We start from the raw sequence: 19,470 nt of genomic DNA on the forward strand, positions 1-19,470 counted from the left end.
TGTTCCTGCATCACTCGGCACTCCTGACGGCTTCGTCGACCTCGGCGGAGAAGTCCGCGAGGATCGGATGGTCGAAGATGGCCCGCAGCCCGATCTTGATGCCGAACTGCTCACGCGTCCGGGACACCGCCCGGGCGGCGATCAGCGAGTGCCCACCGATCTCGAAGAAGCTGTCCCCTGAGCGGGGGAGGTTCCCGGTCAGCTCGGACCAGATCCCGGCGATCCGCGCCTCGGTCGCGCCGAGGGGGGAGGGCTCGGCCGCGGCTGCGACCGGAGTGTCCGGCAGGGCCTTCCGGTCGATCTTGCCGTTCGGTGTCAGCGGCATCGCGGCGAGCCGGTGCAGCCCGGTGGGGAGCATGTACGCGGGCAGCCGACCGGTCAGTGCGGCGCGGATGTCGCCCGGCTCGGCCTCGCCGCAGAAGAAGGCGCGCAGCGATCCGCCGTCCTGGTCCGGCACGTGGACGACGGCCGTCTGGTCCACTCCGGGAACGGCCAGGATCTCCTGCTCGACCTCGGCCGGCTCCACTCGGTGACCGCGGATGCTGACCTGGGCGTCCCGCCGCTCGACGAACTCCAGCTCGCCGTCGGCCGTCCAGCGGCAGAGGTCGCCGGAGGAGTACCAGCGGTTCCCGTCCTGGTCGGCGACGAACCTGCGGCCGGTGAGCTCCGGATCGCCCCGGTAGCCGAAGGCCAGGACATCGCCTCCGATCAGCAGTTCCCCGGGTACGCCGGGCTCGGCGACCTCGACCCCGTCGGCGTCCACCAGCCGGACCTTCGCGCCGGCGATGGGGCGTCCGATCGCCGGCGCGCCCTCGGTGGGGCGGCGGCGCAGGTCCGCGCTGGCGGTGGTCACCACGGTGGCCTCGGTCGGCCCGTAGTGGTTGAAGACCGCGGCGGGGAAGCCGTCCGGCGGGCTCACCCGAAGGCGGTCCCCGCCGGTCAGCAGGACGGCCAGGCCGGCGGGCGGGGCCGGGAGGGCGAACAGCTGCTCGGCGAGAGGGGTGCTCAGGAAGCAGTGGGTGATGGCGCTCCGCTCGATGAACCCGGCGATCACCGCGCTGTCGACGATCAGCCGCTCGGTCGGCAGCACCAGCGTCGCCCCGCTCGCGAGAGCCGCCCAGACCTCCCAGACCGCGGCGTCGAACCCCAGCCCGGCGAAGGCTCCGACCCGCACCCCGGGCCGGGTGCCGTAGGTTTCCCGGTGCCAGGACACCAGGTTCGCCAGGCCCGCGTGGCCGACCTCGACGCCCTTGGGCGTACCGGTCGAACCGGAGGTGTAGATGACGTAGGCCAGCGGGCCCGGCGACCCCGACGCCGGGGCCGCCCCGGTGCCGTCGAGCACCGGGACACCCGCGGGCACCCGTCCGGCGAGCCCCTCCTGCGCGAGCACCGCCACCGGCCGGGCGTCGTGCAGGATCGCCTCCACCCGGCCGTCCGGCAGTGCCGGGTCGAGCGGCAGGTACGCGGCGCCCGCGAGCCAGCTTCCGAGCTGCGCCACGATGCCCTCGATGCCGCGCTCGAAGAGCAGACCGACGACGCAGCCGCTCCGGTGGCCCTCGGCCTGCCGTATGCGTCCGGCCAGCGCGGCAGCCGCGTCCCAGAGCCGGCGGTAGGTGAGCCTCTGCTCGCCGAACTCGACCGCGACCACGTCCGGATGCGCGTCGACGATCGCGCCGAGCATCCGGACCACCGTCCGTTCGTTCACGATGCCCTGCATCAAAGACCACTCCTGTCCCCGGCAAGCAGTCCCCGGTCCGCCCGGGCGACGCGCTCCACCACGCCCCGGGCGCCCCGGTGGTCCTGGTGGGTGTGGAACCGGCGGACGTGGTGCTGCGGCGCCCGCTCCCCACCGATGGGGCTTTCCGCCGACTCCGGGGAGCCGCTCGTCACTCGTGGCATCCCAACTCTCCTTTCAGGCATGTGCGGTCGGCCGTCAAGAGGCCGTGCCGCGCACGGCCAGGCGTTCCAGGACGGTGATGCCGAAGTGCTGCCTCGTCACCGGCGGCCCGTCGAGGGCGAGATCCGCCCACCTGCCGGCGAGGCGCTCCAGTACGACCTCGGACTCCAAGCGCGCCAGCCCCGCCCCGAGGCAGTAGTGGGCGCCGAATCCGAAGGAGAGGTGCCGCCTGATCTCGCGGTCGTAGTCCAGGAGGTCCGGGTCGGCGAAGACGGCCGGGTCGCGGTTGGCCACGCCGAGCATCAGCAGGACGAGATCCCCCTCCGCGATCAGGTGACCGGCCGCCTCCACCGGCGCGGTGGCCACCCGGGCCACCTGCTGGACCGAGGTGTCGAAGCGGAGCAGCTCGTCGACGGCCGGGCCCGGTTCACCGCTCCGCAGGTCAGCCCAGGCACCGGCGTGCAGCACGGCCCGAACGGCCTTGCCGATGAAGGTCGAGGTGGTCTCGAACCCGGCGTAGATCAGCAGGCTCGCGGTGGCCCAGATGTCGGCGGCCTCGATGACGCCCCTCTGGCGGGCGTCGCGCAGCAGCCAGAGCCCGGTGCCCTCGCGGACCTCCGAGCGCAGGGCCTCGTCCACCACGGCCTCGATTTCCCGCAAGGCGCGATGACCCCTGGTCCTGACCTCCGGCAGGTAGTCCGCCAGCAGCAGCGCCGCGATGTCGGGCGCCCAGTCGTGCAGCCGGGGCGCGACCTCCCCGGGCAGACCCAGGATCCGGCAGATGACCCGACTGGAGAGCGGAACGGCGAGTTCCGCCATCACCTCCAACCCGTCCGTCCGCCCCGCCAGGAGCTCGTCGACCAGCTCCTCGACGACGGGACGCATCGCGGCGAGCCGGTCGGCCGCGAAGAGCGGCGCGACGACCCGGCGGGCCGCCGCGTGCTCCGGGTCGTCGTTGAACATGAACCACCTGCGCACGACCTCCGCGGCCCGTCCCCCGCCCTCTCCCCCCCGGTGCAGGGTGGTGGTGCCCCGCTGCGGCCAGGCGGCCGACAGGGCGGGGTGCCGCAGCAGGGCCGTCGTCTCGCGGAACCCGGAGACGATCCACACCTCCAGGTCCTCGTCCCAGCGGACCGGCTCCTCCTCCCGCAGCGGGAGGTAGTCCGCGCAGGGGTCGGCCGCCGGACGGTCGTCGTCGCGGTAGGGGCAGCGCGGGGCCTGTGTCACGGTCACTCGGTACTCTCCGGGTTCTGGTCGACCCGGCGCAGCGGGGCGTACTCGATCTCGTCCAGGGTGTTCGGCACGGCGGCGGCGGTCCGTGGCCGGCGGCGCGTGGGCTGCGTCAGGATCCCGTCGCCCTGCTCGTCCGGCGCGGACGGCTCCGGGCCGCGGATGACCGACGACCGGCCGAGGGCCACCGGTGCGACGGCCGGACTCACCACGGCTCCCCCTTGGTGCAGACCGCCTCGACGGCGGCCACGAGCTCACGCTCGGCGGAGTGCAGGAAGAAGTGGTCGCCGCGGATCTCCTCCACTCGGAAGGGGCCGTCCGTGTAGTCCGCCCACGCCTCGACCGAGGACAGGTCCGCCTCGTCGTCCGTGTCCCCGTAGAACGCCACCACCGGGCAGCCGACCGTACCCGGGGTGCCGGTGCCGTACTCGCCGAGGATCCGGTAGTCGGCGCGGATGACGGGGAGGTAGATCTCCATCAGCTCCTCGTTCTCCAGCAGCTCCCTCGGAGTCCCGCCCGACGCGGCCAGCCGCTCGATGAGTTCGGCGTCGGAGAGTCGGTGGCTGTCCGCGTCGGCGGCCGGCAGCCGGGGTGCGCGGCTGGCCGAGACCAGCAGCGCCGACGGCTCCGGAGCACCCTCGGAGCGGAGCAGCTTGGTCAGCTCGAAGGCGATCACAGCACCGTAGCTGTGGCCGAACAGCACGTACGGCGAGGCCGGGTCGAGCTGCTGGTACAGGTCCGCGAGCAGGGCTGCCAGCTCGTCGATCGGCTCCTCCACGCAGCGTGAGCCCCGGCCGGGGAGCTCCAGCGGGACGACGGTGACGCAGTCCGGCAGGTGCCGCTGCCACGGGTCGTAGACGCGTGCCGAGCACCCGGCGTAAGGAATGCAGTAGAGGTTCATCTGGGCATCTCCGTACGGAGGATGTAGTCGGTCAGCGAGGCGACGGTCGGGTACCGGAAGATCTCCTTGATCGGCACCCGGATGCCGAGGCCGTCGGTGAGCCGCTTCTGGAGCACCGCCAGGAGGGCCGAATTCCCGCCGGCGTCGAAGAAGTTGGCGTCCTCGTCGACGGAGTCCGCGGCGAGCGTCTGCCGCCACGCCTCGGCCACGAGCGACCGGACGTCCCCCGAGGGCGCTGCGGCCTGCACCACCCGGTCGCCGGCGGCCAGGCCGGCCGCCAACCCGATCCGGTCCACCTTTCCCGTGGTGGTGCGGGGCAGCGCGGACAGGGCGGTGATCCTGGCGGGGTGGTGGCTCGACGGCAGCCGGTCCTTCAACCAGCCCCGGAGGTCCGCCTCGGCGCGCTGGACCACGAAGGCCACCAGCGCCGCGGTGTCGGGCCGGTCGGCGTCCTGGAGCAGCACGACGGCCTGCGAGACGTCCGGGTGCTCCTCCAGGACGGCCTCCACCTCGCCCAGCTCGATCCGGTGTCCGCGCAGCTTGACCTGGCTGTCCAGGCGGCCGAGGAACTCCAGTGCGCCGTCCGGACCCCGTCGGACCCGGTCCCCGGTGCGGTAGATGCGGCGGCGGCCGGCGGGGGTGTCGCCGTGCAGGAAGCGCTCAGCCGTCAGCTCCTCACGGTTGAGGTAGCCGTGCGCCAGCCCCTCCCCGTAGAGGAGGAGTTCACCGCTCTCGTCGGTGAGGAGGCCCACCCCGGCCACCGGCTCGCCGATCGAGATCCGCTCGGGGGATTCCACCCGCGCCGCCGTGGCCCAGAGGACTCCCTCGGTCGGGCCGTACACGTTCCAGAGTTCACCGCACCGCGGCAGCAGCTCCCGGGCGAGGCTCGGGGTGAGCGCCTCGCCGCCGGTCCACAGTCGGCTCCCGGGCGCCCCCTTCCAGGCGGCGGCCGTCAGCATCCGCCAGAAGCTGGGGGTGGCCTGGACGACGTCCGGCGCGGCCCACGCGACCAGCTCCGCGAAGGCGAGCGGATCCGCCCTGACCTCCTCCGGGACCACCGTGAAGGAGGCCCCCACGGTCAGCGGAAGGAGCAGCTCCACCAGCGAGATGTCGAAGGACAGCGCGGCCATCGCCAGCACGCTCTCGCCGGCCGCCAGCCCCGGCCGCTCCGCCAGGCCGGCGAGGCGGTCGATCAGGGCCTCGTGGCCCACCATCACGCCCTTGGGCTGCCCGGTCGAGCCGGAGGTGTACAGGATGTAGGCGATCTCCCCCAGGTCCGGTTCCCTCGGCGGCGACGGGAGTCCGCTCCCCTCCAGGGCGAAGTCGCCCTCGGCCAGCTCGCGCAGCAGCAGGGCGGGGCGGGCGTCGTCGAGGACCCGGGCCCGCCTGGCCGGCGGGCTCCGCCGGTCGAGCGGCAGCACGGCGCAGCCCGCGGCGTTCGCGGCGAGGAGGCCGACGGCCCCGCTGAACCGGCTTGACGCGTCGAGCGCCACGACCGAGCCCGGCCGGACCTTCGCCGCTATCCGCTCGCCGAGGTCTCCGGCCAGCGCGGCGACTTCACGGTAGGTGTAGGTGCGTGCCGTCCGCGCGGCCACGGCCTGCGGCGTCCGCTCCACCTGAGCCTGGACGACATTCCACACTGTCTCCACGCGAGCCCCCTGGGTTCGAAAAGAAGTACTGGTCAGTGGCCGACGGCAGGCAGTGCCCGGGACACGCTCCGGAGCACTGCCTCCCGCTCGTCGTTGAGGAAGAGGTGGCCACCGGGGAAGACCTCCACCTCGGTCCGGCCGGTGGTCAGCTCGGCCCAGCCCGCGAGGTACTCCTCGGCGACCCTGGGGTCCGCGTCACCGCCGAAGACCGAAGCCGGGCAGGTGAGCGACTCGCCCGGCCGGTAGGCGTAGCCGGCGAACAGCGAGAGGTCGGCCCGGAAGGTCGGCAGGATGAAGGTGACGAAGTCCGCGTTCTGCAGCAGCTCCTCCGGCGTGCCGTTGAGACGGCGGAGCTCGTTGATCAGCTCCTCGTCGGAGAGGTCGAGTTCACTCACCTTCCTGGACTCGTGGGCCGGTAGCGCCCGGCAGCCGGACACCATGATCCGGACCGGCTCCAGGCCCTGCTCACGCTGCAGCCTGCGGGCGAGCTCCCAGCTGACGATGGCGCCCATGCTGTGCCCGAAGAAGGCGAACGGCCTGTCCAGGTAGGGAAGCAGGGCGGGGAGAAGGACGTCCAGCAGCTCCTCCAGGTCCGCGATCGGCCGGTCGAAGAACCGGTCCTCCCGACCCGGCAGCTGAACGGCGAACGCCTCCACTCCTTCCGGGAGTCCGGCGCCCCACTCCCGGAAGACCGAGGCGCCTGCCCCGGCGTACGGGAAGCAGAAGAGCCGGAGGGCGCCGGGCTCGGTCCGGCCGGGAATCGGCCGGACCCAGCTCTGGGCCGTCTGCGGTGGTGCCGAGTGCATGGGGGTTCCGCTCCTACCGGTCGAGAGGGGTCGAGAGGGGTGGGGCGCGCTCAGGCGCCGTGCCAGGACTTCCACAGCGCGGCGTACCCGCCGCCGGCCGCCAACAGCTCGTCGTGACTGCCCAGTTCGGTCACCCGGCCGCCTTCCATGACCGCGACCCGGTCCGCGTCGTGGGCGGTGTGCAGGCGGTGGGCGATGGCGATCACGGTGCGTTCCTTGAGCACGGCCGCCAGCGCGCGCTCGGTGTGCCGGGCCGTGGTCGGGTCGAGCAGGGAGGTGGCCTCGTCCAGGATCAGCGTGTGCGGGTCGGCCAGGACCACCCGGGCCAGGGCGAGTTGCTGGGCCTGCTGAGCGTCCAGACGGAGCCCTCCGGCGCCGAGCCGGGTGTCCAGACCGTCCGGCAGCTCGTCCGTCCAGTCGATACCGACGGCGGCCAGCACCGAGTGCAGGTCCTGGTCGGTCGCGGCGGGCGCGGCGATCAGGAGGTTGTCCCGGAGGGTGCCGAGGAAGACGTGGTGCTCCTGGGAGACCATGACGACGTGTCGGCGCAACTGGGCCGGGTCGAGCTCGGCGACAGGCACCTGCCCCACCGTCACCCGTCCGGTGCGGGGCTTCTCCGCCCCGGCCAGCAGCCGGCCGAGAGTGGACTTGCCGGCTCCGGAGGGGCCGACGACCGCCAGCCGCTCGCCCGGACGGACGGTGAGGTCGACGCCGTGCAGGACGTCCCGCTCGCCCTGGTAGGCGTACCGGACGTCGACCACGTCGATCCGGTCGTCCGCGGGCAGGCCGCCGCCGGTCACGGCCGGGGCGTCCACCTGGCCGATGCCCTCGACTCGGGCGAAGGAGGCGTTGCTGCGCTGGAGTTGGTCGAGCCAGAGCAGGACCTTGTCCAGCGGCTCGGAGAGCTTCCAGAAGTAGAGGGCACAGGCGACCACCGCGCCGGTGGTGACCGTGCCGCTGTTGCGCAGGGCTGCGCCGAGCAGCAGGATGCCGGCGACCGGGGCGATGTACGAGAACTCGACCACGGGGAAGAGGACGGTGCGCAGGCTGAGGGTGTAGGTGCGGGTGGCCCGGCAGTGCTCCACCGCCTCGGCCGTGGCGGCGATCCGGCGGTCCTGGAGGCCCAGGGCCTCGACGGTGCGGGCCCCTGCCGCGGTGGAGGTGAGGATCTCGATCAGCGCGGAGTTGGCGGCGCCTTCGGCGAGGTACCCCGTGTGCGCACGGCGCAGGTACCAGCGGGTGGCGAACCAGATCCCGGAGAGGCAGAGCAGTCCGCAGATGCCGAGCAGCGGGTTGACCGCGAGCATGGCGACCAGGATCAGGAGGATCTGGACGAGCGCCACCGAGACCTCCGGCCCGGCGTCGCGCAGGGTGGTGCCGACGGCGGCGACGTCGGCGGTGCCGCGCGTCAGCAGGTCACCGGCGCCGGCGCGTTCGGCCACCGAGGCGGGCAGGGCGAGGGAGCGGTCGACGAACTGCTCCCGGATCCGCGCCAGGGTCCGCTCGCCGAAGCGGTGGGCGACGTAGCGGGCGAAGCGGCCGAGGAGCAGCTGCGCGAGCGCGAAGCAGAGGATGCCGAGGGCGAGCCGGTCGACGTGTCCGACCCCGGCGCCGCCCCGGACGTCGTCGATGATCCGGCCCAGCAGCCAGGGGCCGCCCAGACCGGCGGCCGCAGCCAGTCCGTTGAGGGTCAGCATCGCGGCGACCGCACGGCGGTCCTGCCCCATCAGTCGCACGGCGGCCCGGCGGACCTCGGCGGGGCCGGCGATGGGGAGCCGCCCGGGGGCGGTCTCGGTCTGAGCGGTCATCGGACGGCCTCCTCGGCGGGCGTGGACCCGGTGGCGGTTTCGCCGCGGGCCACCAGCGCGCGGTAGCCGGGCTCTGATGCGAGCAGTTCCTGGTGCGGGCCGGCCGCCGCCAGACGGCCGTCGACGAGGTAGCAGACGGTGTCGGCCTGCTCCAGGAGGACGGGGGAGGTCGAGGTGAGGGCGGTGGTGCGCCCGGTCCGCGCCCGGCGCAGCCCGGCGGCCATGGCTGCCTCGGTGTGGGCGTCCACGGCGGAGGTGGGCTCGACCAGCAGCAGCACCTCCGGGTCCGCCAGCAGGGCACGGACCAGCCGCAGCCGCTGGCGCTGACCGCCGGAGAGGTTGCTGCCCTGGGCCTGGATCACGGTGTCCAGGCCATCGGGCAGTGCCTGCACGATGTCCTCCGCCGCAGCGTCCCTGACGGCCTGGGCGATGAACGGGCCGGTGTGCTCGGACCGGCCGCCGACCACGGTGCTCAGCGTGCCGGAGAAGAAGTCGGCGTCGTTGTCCGCCACCAGGATCCGGCTGCGGATCTCGGCCAGGGCGACCTCGGCGAGCGGCACGCCGCCCCAGGTCGCAGCGGATGCGCTGTACCGGCCGAGCCGGTCGACCACGGCCGCGGAATCGGCCGGGCGAGCGCTCACGATCGCGGTCAGCCGGCCCGGTACCAGTTCCACCCCGGTGTCGGCGTCGTGCAGGACCGATGGCTCCTCATGGGCCGGCCGCAGTGTCGCGGCGTCTTCGAAGGCGGGCTTCAGGTCGAGCATCCGGACCACCCGTCGAGCGGCCACCAGACCCCTGGTGAGGTCGTATCCGCCCTCGATGAAGTTGGAGACCGGTACCACCAGGACGGCGACGTAGCCGTAGACGGCGACCAGCGTGCCGATCGTGATGGTGCCCTCGGCCGCCATCCGGGCGGCCAGCCAGGTCACCAACGCGAGGAAGAGGGCGGGCAGGCCGACCGAGAGCGCTTGGATCCAGCTGGTCACGGCGCCGACCCGGTACCCCTCGGCCTGCAGGTCCTGCGATCCACGCAGGTAGCGGCCGGCCATCATCTCCTTGCCGCCGATGCCGTTGAGTACGCGCATGCCGCCGACGATGTCGCCGAGCCGGGCGGTCAGCGCCCCCTGCTGCGCGCGGTACTCGGACTCCGCGCCCTGGAGGCGTTCCAGCAGCGGCCCGACCACGACCGCGAGCAGCGGCACCCCCAGCAGGACCACGAGGGCGAGCGGGACGGAGACCGACAGCAGCAGCGCGGCCGCGACCAGGTACGCGACGACGGCACCGACGCCCGGACCGGTGATCGTCAGTGTCTGGCTCATCTGCGCGACGTCGCCCACACCGATGCTGGCCACCTCGCCGGCCGTCACCTTCCGGGGCAGTTCGGCACCCAGCCGAGTGGAGTGCGCGACCACGACCTTGATGGTCCGGAAGGTGGCGTCCATCCGGACCCGCGTCATGATGCGGTGGCGCATGATGCCGAGCCATGCGTTGAGCAGCCCGGCGCCGACCAGTGCGACCACCCAGCCGACCAGGACTCCGGTCTTCCCCCGCTGGAGCCCGTCGTCGATCGCACGCTGCATGAGGTACGGCGGCAGCAGGAGGCAGACCATCCAGAGGGTGCCGATCACCGCACCACCTGTCACCCGTCGCCGCTGACTCATGGTCAGCCACCACAGGTAACGCGCGGCGCTTCGGTGATCCGGGGTTCCCGGGTCGGCATAAGAATCCGTCATGAGTGAAACCCTAACCGTCCTTCCTGGTCCTTATCCAGAATTTCCTTCCACCTCCCGACCGCCTGTGGCTATAGTCACCACGGACGGGAGGTGTTCATCATGAAGAAGCAGCTTCGCGGAATCTGTGCGGGCTTCTAGAGCCGGTTCGACCGAGCCGCAGGATGCCGGAGTGCGGGGGGAAGGCTTTTCCCCCCGCATTCTGCCGCCCTTCAGAAATCTCGCCAAGGATTATCCAGCGAGACATCGGCCAGGGAGTTCTCGAACCCCTTGGACATATTGATCAGACCAGCCTCGATCGACGCCGCGAGAACGGCTGGGAGATTTCCGTCGAGATAGTCGCGGCTCGCGCCCACTCCGATGAGGACTCCCTTCCCCGTGGCCACTGCCAGGTGGAAGTTCGGCCCTGACCGCTGGGTGGACGGACGCCACTCGATCCCGGTGCGCAGGGGGGATCCGGCGGCCGGCTCGGCGTCCACGTCGCCGAGGAAGTTGTAGTGCTTGGCGAAGGCCGTCGGGTCCCCCTCCGGGAGGCCGGCCTCCCGGAGACCCTCCTTCAGCGCATCGACGTCGTAGCAGCCGTTCATGTACGCCGTCATGGACTGGACGTAGCAGTCCCGCAGGTAGTCCGGCGGATGGGCCTCCTCGTCGACCGTGACGGTCACCGGGGCGAACTGGTTGAGCGAGCCGACCAGCGGCACCCACCGGGTGGTGAGCCGGTTGGCGGCCATCAGCGCGAAGGTCATCCGCTCGGTGCGCTTGAGCCGGGACAGCGCGAGCGCGCCGACGCCGAGCACCACCGACTGGACCGAGATCTTCAGCCGGTCGGAGAGCTCCTGCGCGGCGGTCAGTCCCTCCAGGCTGTAGAGCGACGCCCGGCGTCGCTCACTGGCGTCCTCCGGATCCCGGTCCGCCGGGACGATCCGGCCCCAGGCCTCGGTCCAGTGCCGGACGCTCCGGGTGGCCGGTTCCCTCTGCTGCTCCTGCGCCATCTCCAGCGGCTGCACCACCGGCCCGAGCGCCCCGCCCTCCAGGAGGACGCCGAGCTGCTCCTCCAGCACCCGCAGCGCGCCGTTGTCGGCCGCGACATGGTGGATCACGGTGACCAGGTGGAGCGCGTCCCCCTGGTACGTGGTGACGAAGGCGCGCCACGGCGATCCGGTCTCGATGTCGATCGGATCGACGGCCGCCTCGGCCCCCAGCCGGAGGGCCGCCGCGAAGCTGTCCTCGGCCAGTTCCAGCGCGGCCACCCGGGACGGTCGGTACGGGTGGACCGTCTGGACCGGCGTCGGGCCGCTGAGGTCGTAGGTGGTCCGCAGCGACTCGTGCCTCTCCACCAGCTGGAGCCAGGCGTCCATCACTTGGGCCGCGCCGAGGCCGAAAGGCACCTCCCAGACACTGACCAGATTGGCGACCGCCCGGTGGTCGGGGCCGTGTGTCTCCAGCGAACGCAGGACCGACAGCTGGCCGTAGGTCACCACACCCGTCCTGAGCCCGCTCACAGCCGGGCCGCCTGGACGGCGAACCGACCGAGCATGCTCTGCTGGATCTGCGTGGTGCCCTCGATGATCTCCATCACCTTGGCGTCCCGGTAGTGGCGCTGCACGGACGCCTCCGCCCCGATGCCCTGGGCACCGTGGATCTGCACCGCGTCGGCGGCCGCCTTGACGGCGATCGTCGAGGTCCGGTACTTCGCCAGCAGGGTGTGGTTGACGGAGGCCGTCTCCCCCCGCTCCTTGCTCACCCCGGCGTGGTAGCAGAGCAGCCGGCCCGTGATGGTGTCGGTGAGCATGTCGGCCAGCAGTTGCTGGACCAGTTGGTGGTTGCGGATCTCGGTGCCGTACTGGACGCGGCGGCCGGCGTACTCCGTCGCGGCCTCCAGGCACGTCTGGGCCAGACCGACCGAGCCCCAGGCGGTGCTGTAGCGGCCGAGGTCGAGGGCGCTGGAGGCGACGAAGGTGAGGCCGATGCCGGGACGCCCGACCAGGTTGGCGGCCGGGATCCGGCAGTCGTCGAAGGTGATCCGGCCGAGCATCGAGCCGCGCAGGCCGAGCAGGCCCTCGATCGGCTCCACCGACAGGCCGGGAGTGTCCCGCTCCACCAGGAAGGCGGTGTGCCGCCCGTCGAACGTGGCGAAGACCAGAAAGAGGTCCGCGATCTGCGCGAAGCTGATCCACTTCTTGGTGCCGCGCAGGACGACGTCGGCGCCGTCGGCCGTCGCCGTGGTCTCGACGGCGGCGGCGTCACTGCCGGTGTCCGGCTCGGTCAGGGCGAAGGCCGCCAGCGTTCGGCCCGAGATGATCCCGGGGAGCCATCGCCGCTTCTGCTCCTCCGTCCCCCACTTGTGGATCGAGTGGGCGACCATGTCCTCCACGGCCACGAGGTTGCGGATCGACTGGCAGCCCCGGCCCAGCTCCTCGGTGAGCAGTCCGTATTCGACCCAGTCCATGCCGAGGCCGCCGAACTCCTTCGGGACGGGCGCGCCGAGGTAGCCCTGCCCGGCCAGGTCGGCGACGACCTCTCGGGAGACCGCCTGCTCGCGGTCGCAACGGTCCGCCTGCGGGACCAGGACACGGTCGGCGAAGGCGCGGAACTCGGCATGGCGCTCGGCCTGCTGCGGGGTGAGGTGACTGAGTATCAACGAATTCCTTGCGAACGTGAGGGCGGGCACGTCACTCCGTCGGGAGCGGTGGCATCCGACTCGGAGAGGGGGAGGCTCAGCCGGCGGTGGCGGAGGCGAGGGCCGGTCCGGCGTCGGCGGCGGTGTACCGCTCACGGCCGGTCAGGTTGACCAGTACGACCTGGTCCGGGGTGATCCGCCGGGCCGCGGCCTCGTTGCGCAGCGCGGCGATGGTCGCGGCCGAGGAGTGGCAGACGTCCAGCCCCTCAAGCTCGCGGAGCATCGTACGGGCTCGGACCAGTTCGTCCTGGCTCACCGAGACGATGGAGCCACCGCTCTCGGTGGCGATGTCCCGCATGTAGGGATAGGTGGCCCGGCCGTCGCCGAGCAGGATGGCCCGGGCCAGACCCGTCGGGTGCTCGATGACGTCGTCCTCGGTGAGCTCGGCCCGCCCCTCCCGCCAGGCCGCGGCCATCGGCGCGCAGGTGTCCTGCTGGACCATCACGAAGCGGGGTGAGGAGGTGAGCCGGCCGCAGGCGAGGTACTCCGCCACGCCCTTGCGAACGGCCATCATCCCCATGCCGCTGCTGATGGCCTGGACGACGACGTCGGGCTCGTCGTCCATGGCGTCGAAGGCTTCCAGGTAGGTGAGCTTCAAGCCCTCGCGACGGGCCCAGTTGAAGAACCCGCCCTCCCAGACCAGCCCTTTCCGAGCCGCGAACTCCTGGGCCGCCTGGGTGGCTTGTGCGTAGGTGCCGTCCACCACGGTGAGGGACACCCGGTCGCCGGTCTCGATGTCGTGGTCGCCGGTGAAGTCACGGCCGCAGAAGAAGTGTGCCCGCATCGAGTGGTCCCGCTGCACGGCGCGGGCCAGGGCGGTGGAGCTGTTCCCGGTGCTGGAGGCGACGAACTCCTTGATCCCGAACTGCCGGAACACGGCCAGGACCACGGAGGCCAGCCGGTCCTTGGTGGTCCCGGTCGGCTGCTGGGACTCGTCCTTCACCCAGAGGCGGGGCAGTCCGATGGCCGCTCCGAGGCGCGGGGCCGGACGGCAGGGGGTCCGCACACTGATGCCGGCGTCGAGCAGGCACTCGGATTCGACCGGAAGGAAGTCCAGGTAGGTCAGCTCAGGCCGGTCGCCGTCGCGCTCGGTGACGTTCTCCAGGTTCATCCTGGGATCGAGCGCACCCGAACACCGGGGACATCGGAGCCGGAACTCCGGATCGGACTCCCAGCCGCAGTCGACGCATAACAGGCGGTACTTAGGTGGCGCTTCGGCCTCTGCACAGTGGTCGACGACCGGCATTTTGCTTTTCCCCCATAGAAGTTACCGGAGCATGGACCGACTGGCCCGAAGCTATGCCGGAGCCACGATGCCAGTACACCTGCATATGACCGAATTGAGTGACATGGACCACCCGACGATCCACGGACAACGCTCCCCCGAACCTCCTTCACGGAAATCCGACCCGGACTCGACACCGGATCCAGGGGCCGCCCGATAGCCGTGGGCGTCACGGCGCGGCCTCTCAGGCCAGCGCTTCGAACCGCCCCCCCATGAGGGCGCGCGAGACGAAGCCGTCGGGCCCGCAGGGCACATCGCCGACGACGGTGGTGCGGTGCACGATCCGCTCCTCCTGGAACATCAGGCCGTCCACCGGCCCGGCATGGGCCACGGCGCGGTTGTCCCACATGACGAGGGTGTCCTGCTCCCAGCGGACCCGGGCGTGGATCTCGTCCCGCCCGGCGAGCTCGTCGAGCAGGAAGTCCAGCAGGGCCGTGCTCTCGCGGGGCTTGAGGCCGCGGATGGCCTGGAGGAACACCGCGCTGACGAGCAGGCTGCGCGCACCGGTCTCGGGGTGCACCCGCACCAGCGGGTGCACGGCCGCGAAGGGGCCTGCCGGCTTGCCGTCGGGGCGGGGCTCCGCCTCCGGGGTGTGCCGGGCGTGGATCGCCTGCAGGGTGTCGAGGTATCCCCGGAAGGAAGGCGAAAGCCCCTCGTAGAGCGCTTCCAGATCGGCGAAGAGGGTGTCGCCGCCGACCGGCGGAACCTCGACACCGCGCAGAATGGTGATGGCGTTCGGGTTGACCACGAAGGTGCTGTCGACGTGCCACTCGGTGCGCAGGCGCCGCGGCGTCGATCCCTTCAAGGGGTGGCTGAGGCCGGCCTCGGCCTCGACCAGCGCCCGCCGCTCCTCGGACAGCGCGGTCCGCAGCACGGCGGGCTCTTCGGGCAGGCCGTTCACGATGGGATGGGCCGCAGTGGCACCGCCGAAAGCATTGGTGAGTTCGACGTGTTGCGCGTCGTTCATCGGCTGATTGCGGAAAACGAGGACCTTGTGACGCAGCAGGGCCTCACGGAGGCGGGCCACGACGGCCGGCGACAGGTCCGCAGCGAGATCGACGCCTTCCACCTCCGCGCCAGTGATTGGCGTGAGAGGCCGAAAGCTGATTTCTGACACCAGTACCCCCAGTACTGTGGCTGTGCGGTGAAACCTCGGGCAGCCTACCCTAGGGTAGGCGCGGCCGAGCCCCGGTCAGGCCGAATATAGCAACAGGGCAGTTCGTTGACCATGCCCCGCTTCGCACCCGAAGCCTTCGCCCCGTCAACTCGGGCCTACCTGGCGCAATTTGGACATCGTGCCACGTATCATCCCAACCCAAAGATAGGTCTTGACGCTTCATCATCAACGCCATAGGGTCAATTGCCTAGATAAGCTTTGAATAGAAGAGATCTGGGAATACGAAATGTCGAACGAGCAGTCCGACAACTTGATGTCGGTGATTTCCGAAGTATTCGCTCCCCTTGAGGTCTCGCTGGACAGGACTTTCGACGACCTCGGCGCCACCTCCGTGTCGCTGCTCCGCCTGATGGTCTCGATCCAGAGCACGTTCGACGTCGATCTGGACGTCGTCGACATGTTCACCGTGGCCGACGTCGGTGAGCTGGTCCAGCTCGTCGAGGGGCGGATCGCTTCGAAGTAGTCCCGGCACGACGGCACGACCGGGCTCAAGCGACCCCGTCGCCGGCCCTGGAGCCGACGCATCCGGATGAGGGGACCCGAGTCCGTCCCCGCCGGCCCCACCCCGCAGCCCCGTAGCCCCGTAGCCGGCCGAAGCCTCTGAGCAGGCGGCCGCCGGGATTCCGGCCCGCGGCTCGACCGCGCCCGCCCGGGCAGTCCGTCGCACCTGACGCCGCCGGTACACACCGAGGCCCCGTCGAGCACGCCCCGGCAGTCTCACGACCGCCCGCGCCGACCGCTTCCAGGACCGTCGGGCCCGGAGAAGAAGTAGCCACTGTCCAACCGCCGAAGGGGACATCGTGACCGCGTACCCAGCTGCGAAGTACTTCCTGTCGAGCTACATCTCTCCACCCGGCAGCCTGTCCGTCATAGCGCCGCGCCATGATCAGAACATCGCGCTCTGGCGCAGTCACGACTCGCGGGTCGAACTGGTCAGGGTCTGGGAGCTGGAGCGCTTCAGCGGGCAGAAGCACCACTTCTGGCCCCTGTTCACCGTCGAGCGGTACCAGCGGTTACTGGCCGAGCTGCTCGCGGCCGAGGGGCTCTCCCCGGAGGACGTGAGCCTGTCCTGGGGCACGCCCGGCCTGCCGCACCACGCGGACATCAAACTGCCGTCCGGCGCCGAGGACTTCCCGATCCACAGCCTCGCCCACCTCTACAGCGGGCTGCTGCTCGACTCCGAGGCGTTCCGCAGCGAGACCATCATCGGACTCGCCCTGGACGGCCGGCCCGACTTCGGCCTCGACCCGGCGAGCAAGAAGTACTGGTACACCGGCTGCGTGTCCACCAAGGGCGACGTCGACTTCGCTCCGGTCGAGTCCCCGGCGCCCATCTATGACGCCGCGTCAGCCGAGTTCGACAAGGAGCCCGGCACCCTGATGGCCCTGGCGTCGGCCTGCCCCACCGAGGTCGCCTTCGACACCGAGGCGGCGGTGCGGGAGCTGAAGCTGTTCGGCGGTCGGCGGGTACCGCTGGTCGACACCCTCCCGTTCGTCCAGGACGTGATCCGTGCAGCCGAATCCCAGCTGCCGGCCATGGAGTTGGACAGCCGCTTCAGCGAGCAGGAGCACCTGCAGTCCGCGGTCATGAAGATCGTCCAGACGGCCTGCGAGCTCGTCATGGTGCGCAACGTCGACCGGCTGCTGGAGTCTGCGGGGGTGGAACCGAGCCAGGCGTACCTCTCCCTGAGCGGGGGCTTCGCCCTCAACTGCCCGACCAACTCCTTCCTCCTGCGCCGCTACGGCTTCAAGGGCCTGCTCACTCCGCCGAGCGCCAACGACTCCGGCCAGTCCCTCGGGCTCGGCCTCCTCGGGCTCCTCGGCGAGGGCCTGCTCCCGGGCGGCGGCTTCCAGCTCAAGTCCGCCTACCACGGCTCCGAACTGACCGATGTCGAGAGCGCGTTGCAGCAGTTCGACGACTTCATCGACGACGTCCAGGACTTCACCGAGGCCCAGTTCGTCGAGGACCTCTCCACCGGACCGCTGGTGTGGGCGGACGGAGCGGCCGAGATCGGTCCGCGGGCACTGGGCCACCGGAGCATCCTCGCCGACCCCCGCTCGCCCCGGTCGAAGGAGCTGCTGAACGACTGGAAGAGCCGGCAGTGGTGGCGCCCCGTCGCCCCGATCGTCCTGGAGGAGTACAGCGGCGAGTGGTTCGAGGACCCCTGGCCCTCGCCCTACATGCTTGAGACGGCGTACGTCACCGAGTCCAAGCGCCGGCTCGTCCCGGCCATCCTCCACCTCGACGACTCGGCCCGGCGCCAGACCCTGTCCGCCGGGACCAACCCCCTGCTCCACCGGGCGATCGAGGCGTTCCGGCAGGCCACCGGGGTGCCGATGGTGTGCAACACCTCCCTGAACGACAAGGGTGAGCCGGTGGTGGACACGGCGGCACAGGCCCTGAACTTCGCCATCCGCAAGGGCGCCGCCGTCGCCTACATCGCAGGTCGGCGGGTCCGGTTGCGCGCGGAGGCCCGCGGCCGGAGCCCGGTCCCCACGCGTCGGCACGATCGCCGCGAGGAGCTCTTCGCGGGCCAGGAGCAGGACCGCGACGCGATCTGGCAGTCCTGGGTCGACTCGGGCTACACCACCGCGGCCATGGTCCTGATGTCCCGCTCCCCCGAGCTGCGCGACCAGGGGCTGGCCACACCCGCCATGGTCAACCAGCTGGCCGAGGTCGCGGCCGCCCGGGACGCGAGCGGCACGCTGGCCCTCGCCGCGGCGAAGCACGCCCGGATGTTCGGGCCGACCGCCGTCTACGATCCCGAATCCGCGGAAGGCGCGGCTTTCTGACCGCTCGACGGGTGCGCTGACGGCGGACCGGACAGCCCCTGGGGCCGCCGCGACGGTGTGTTCCGAAGCAGGCCACCGCCCGGTCCCGATGGCGCAACGGTTCGACCGGTGATCGTGCCGCCATGTCCGGCTTCGCTCAGCAGTCTGGAGAGTTCAGAGCAGTGAACACGGAATCACTTTGGGCGCGGACCTCCGAAGTCGCCTACATGAGCGAGGACGGACGGGCCGCACATCCCTCGCACTCGGTCGTGACCGAGCGGATCGCGGCCCTCCAGACCGGGGCGCCGATCGAACTGCTCGACTGCGGCATCCTCTCCGGGGTCACCTACCGCCACCTGCTGGCGGCCGGCCTGGAGGTCGACTACACCGGCATCGACATCAGCGAGGCCGCCCTCGCCCACTGCCGCGGGCTCCACCCCGAGGCACGGTGGCAGCAGATGAGCGTCACCGACCTCGCCTTCCCCGACGGCTCGTTCGACGTGGTGAACTGCCGCCACCTGCTGGAAACGCTGCCGTACTACGAGACCGCCGTCCGCGAGGCGTTCCGGGTCGCCCGCCACACCGTGGCGATCTGCATGTTCCAGGTACCGCAGGAGCCCGAGGTACTGCTGCGGCGGGAGACGGCGAACGGCTACATCTGGCTCAACCGCTACGCCCCCGGCCCCTTCGAGGCACTGCTGCACTCGCTCTCGGAATCGGTCGAGACCGTCGACGTCACCGCGGACAACGGTCGAAACCGGATCTTCTTCTGCACCAAGCGATCCGCTTAGCCGCGGCCCATCCGGCAGGACGGACGACGCGCGTCCCTGCCCCGACCGTCGCGAGGCGACCTCATGACACTCCATCACTCCGCAACGCCGGCCACGGAATCCGCAGTGGACACGGGATCGCTCTGGGCCCGGACCTCCGACGTGGCCCACATGGGCGAGGACGCCCGGGCCGCGCATCCGTCCCACTCGGTCGTGACCGAGCGGATCGCGGCCCTGCAGGCCGGGGCGCCGTTCGACCTGCTCGACTGCGGCATCCTCTCCGGGGTCACCTACCGCCACCTGCTGGCGGCCGGCCTGGAGGTCGACTACACCGGCATCGACATCGGCGAGGCCGCCCTCGCCCACTGCCGCGAGCTCCACCCCGAGGCACGGTGGCAGCAGTCGAGCGTCACCGACCTCGCCTTCCCCGACGGCTCGTTCGACGTGGTGAACTGCCGCCACCTGCTGGAGCACCTGCCGTACTACGAGACCGCCGTCCGCGAGCTGTTCCGGGTCGCCCGCCGCACCGTGGCGATCTGCATGTTCCAGGTACCGCAGGAGCCCGAGGTACTGCTGCGGCGGGAGACGGCGAACGGCTACATCTGGCTCAACCGCTACGCCCCCGGCCCCTTCGAGGCACTGCTGCACTCGCTCTCGGAATCGGTCGAGATCATCGACGTGCCCGCCGACCACCGTCGGAACCAGGTCTACCTCTGTACCAAGCGACCCGCGTAGCCGTGGCCCGCTCCGGCAGGACGGGTGACGT

16 protein-coding genes are annotated in these 19,470 nt (G+C 71.3%); 4 read left to right on the top strand and 12 right to left on the bottom strand.

The window, feature by feature from the left end; genetic code table 11:
• Nucleotides 1-10: 10 nt before the first annotated feature.
• From OG550_RS03185 to OG550_RS03240, 12 genes are all read right to left on the bottom strand, one after another.
• A complete protein-coding gene (locus OG550_RS03185) occupies nucleotides 11-1,717 on the bottom strand; it encodes a non-ribosomal peptide synthetase (RefSeq protein WP_327674250.1) in 1,707 nt (568 codons plus the stop codon).
• Between the two features lie 216 nt (nucleotides 1,718-1,933).
• Complete coding sequence (locus OG550_RS03190; RefSeq protein ID WP_327674252.1) at nucleotides 1,934-3,130, bottom strand: cytochrome P450; 1,197 nt, start codon at nucleotides 3,128-3,130, stop codon at nucleotides 1,934-1,936.
• On the bottom strand, nucleotides 3,127-3,339 hold the full coding sequence (locus tag OG550_RS03195) for a hypothetical protein (protein ID WP_327674254.1): 213 nt from the start codon (nucleotides 3,337-3,339) through the stop codon (nucleotides 3,127-3,129). Before OG550_RS03195 ends, OG550_RS03190 begins: the two co-directional genes overlap by 4 nt.
• Nucleotides 3,333-4,028 (bottom strand): thioesterase II family protein, encoded by a 696-nt coding sequence (locus tag OG550_RS03200; RefSeq protein WP_327674257.1) that lies wholly within the window; start codon nucleotides 4,026-4,028, stop codon nucleotides 3,333-3,335. Before OG550_RS03200 ends, OG550_RS03195 begins: the two co-directional genes overlap by 7 nt.
• Nucleotides 4,025-5,677 carry a non-ribosomal peptide synthetase gene (locus OG550_RS03205; protein ID WP_327674259.1) on the bottom strand — a complete coding sequence of 551 codons (1,653 nt, stop codon included), beginning with the start codon at nucleotides 5,675-5,677 and terminating at the stop codon, nucleotides 4,025-4,027. Before OG550_RS03205 ends, OG550_RS03200 begins: the two co-directional genes overlap by 4 nt.
• Nucleotides 5,678-5,709: 32 nt before the next feature.
• Nucleotides 5,710-6,483, bottom strand: a complete 774-nt coding sequence (locus tag OG550_RS03210; RefSeq protein ID WP_327674261.1) for a thioesterase II family protein — start codon at nucleotides 6,481-6,483, stop codon at nucleotides 5,710-5,712.
• A 50-nt stretch (nucleotides 6,484-6,533) separates the two neighbouring features.
• Nucleotides 6,534-8,291: an ABC transporter ATP-binding protein gene (locus OG550_RS03215; RefSeq protein WP_327674263.1), complete on the bottom strand. Its 1,758-nt coding sequence runs from the start codon at nucleotides 8,289-8,291 to the stop codon at nucleotides 6,534-6,536.
• Nucleotides 8,288-10,024, bottom strand: a complete 1,737-nt coding sequence (locus tag OG550_RS03220) for an ABC transporter ATP-binding protein (protein ID WP_327674265.1) — start codon at nucleotides 10,022-10,024, stop codon at nucleotides 8,288-8,290. Before OG550_RS03220 ends, OG550_RS03215 begins: the two co-directional genes overlap by 4 nt.
• Nucleotides 10,025-10,233: 209 nt before the next feature.
• Nucleotides 10,234-11,523 (bottom strand): condensation domain-containing protein, encoded by a 1,290-nt coding sequence (locus tag OG550_RS03225; protein ID WP_327674267.1) that lies wholly within the window; start codon nucleotides 11,521-11,523, stop codon nucleotides 10,234-10,236.
• The gene (locus tag OG550_RS03230; protein WP_327674269.1) at nucleotides 11,520-12,662 is read right to left on the bottom strand and encodes an acyl-CoA dehydrogenase family protein; all 1,143 of its coding nucleotides are present in this window, start codon (nucleotides 12,660-12,662) and stop codon (nucleotides 11,520-11,522) included. The genes OG550_RS03225 and OG550_RS03230 overlap by 4 nt, the downstream gene beginning before the upstream one ends.
• 76 nt (nucleotides 12,663-12,738) lie before the next feature.
• On the bottom strand, nucleotides 12,739-13,812 hold the full coding sequence (locus OG550_RS03235) for a threonine synthase (protein ID WP_327674271.1): 1,074 nt from the start codon (nucleotides 13,810-13,812) through the stop codon (nucleotides 12,739-12,741).
• A 358-nt stretch (nucleotides 13,813-14,170) separates the two neighbouring features.
• The gene (locus OG550_RS03240) at nucleotides 14,171-15,103 is read right to left on the bottom strand and encodes a TauD/TfdA dioxygenase family protein (RefSeq protein ID WP_327674272.1); all 933 of its coding nucleotides are present in this window, start codon (nucleotides 15,101-15,103) and stop codon (nucleotides 14,171-14,173) included.
• A gap of 319 nt (nucleotides 15,104-15,422) precedes the next feature.
• Between OG550_RS03240 and OG550_RS03245 the strand changes: the two genes are divergently transcribed.
• The 4 genes from OG550_RS03245 to OG550_RS03260 all read left to right on the top strand — a co-directional run bounded on the left by OG550_RS03245 (nucleotide 15,423) and on the right by OG550_RS03260 (nucleotide 19,439).
• Nucleotides 15,423-15,626, top strand: a complete 204-nt coding sequence (locus OG550_RS03245) for an acyl carrier protein (protein ID WP_327674274.1) — start codon at nucleotides 15,423-15,425, stop codon at nucleotides 15,624-15,626.
• Nucleotides 15,627-15,963: 337 nt separating this feature from the next.
• Nucleotides 15,964-17,955 (top strand): carbamoyltransferase C-terminal domain-containing protein, encoded by a 1,992-nt coding sequence (locus OG550_RS03250; protein ID WP_327674276.1) that lies wholly within the window; start codon nucleotides 15,964-15,966, stop codon nucleotides 17,953-17,955.
• 206 nt (nucleotides 17,956-18,161) lie between these two features.
• A complete protein-coding gene (locus tag OG550_RS03255) occupies nucleotides 18,162-18,725 on the top strand; it encodes a class I SAM-dependent methyltransferase (protein ID WP_327674278.1) in 564 nt (187 codons plus the stop codon).
• A gap of 105 nt (nucleotides 18,726-18,830) precedes the next feature.
• Nucleotides 18,831-19,439 carry a class I SAM-dependent methyltransferase gene (locus OG550_RS03260; RefSeq protein ID WP_327674280.1) on the top strand — a complete coding sequence of 203 codons (609 nt, stop codon included), beginning with the start codon at nucleotides 18,831-18,833 and terminating at the stop codon, nucleotides 19,437-19,439.
• The last annotated feature ends 31 nt before the right edge of the window (nucleotides 19,440-19,470 follow it).

Source organism: Kitasatospora sp. NBC_00458 (genome assembly GCF_036013975.1).
Lineage (GTDB): Bacteria > Actinomycetota > Actinomycetes > Streptomycetales > Streptomycetaceae > Kitasatospora.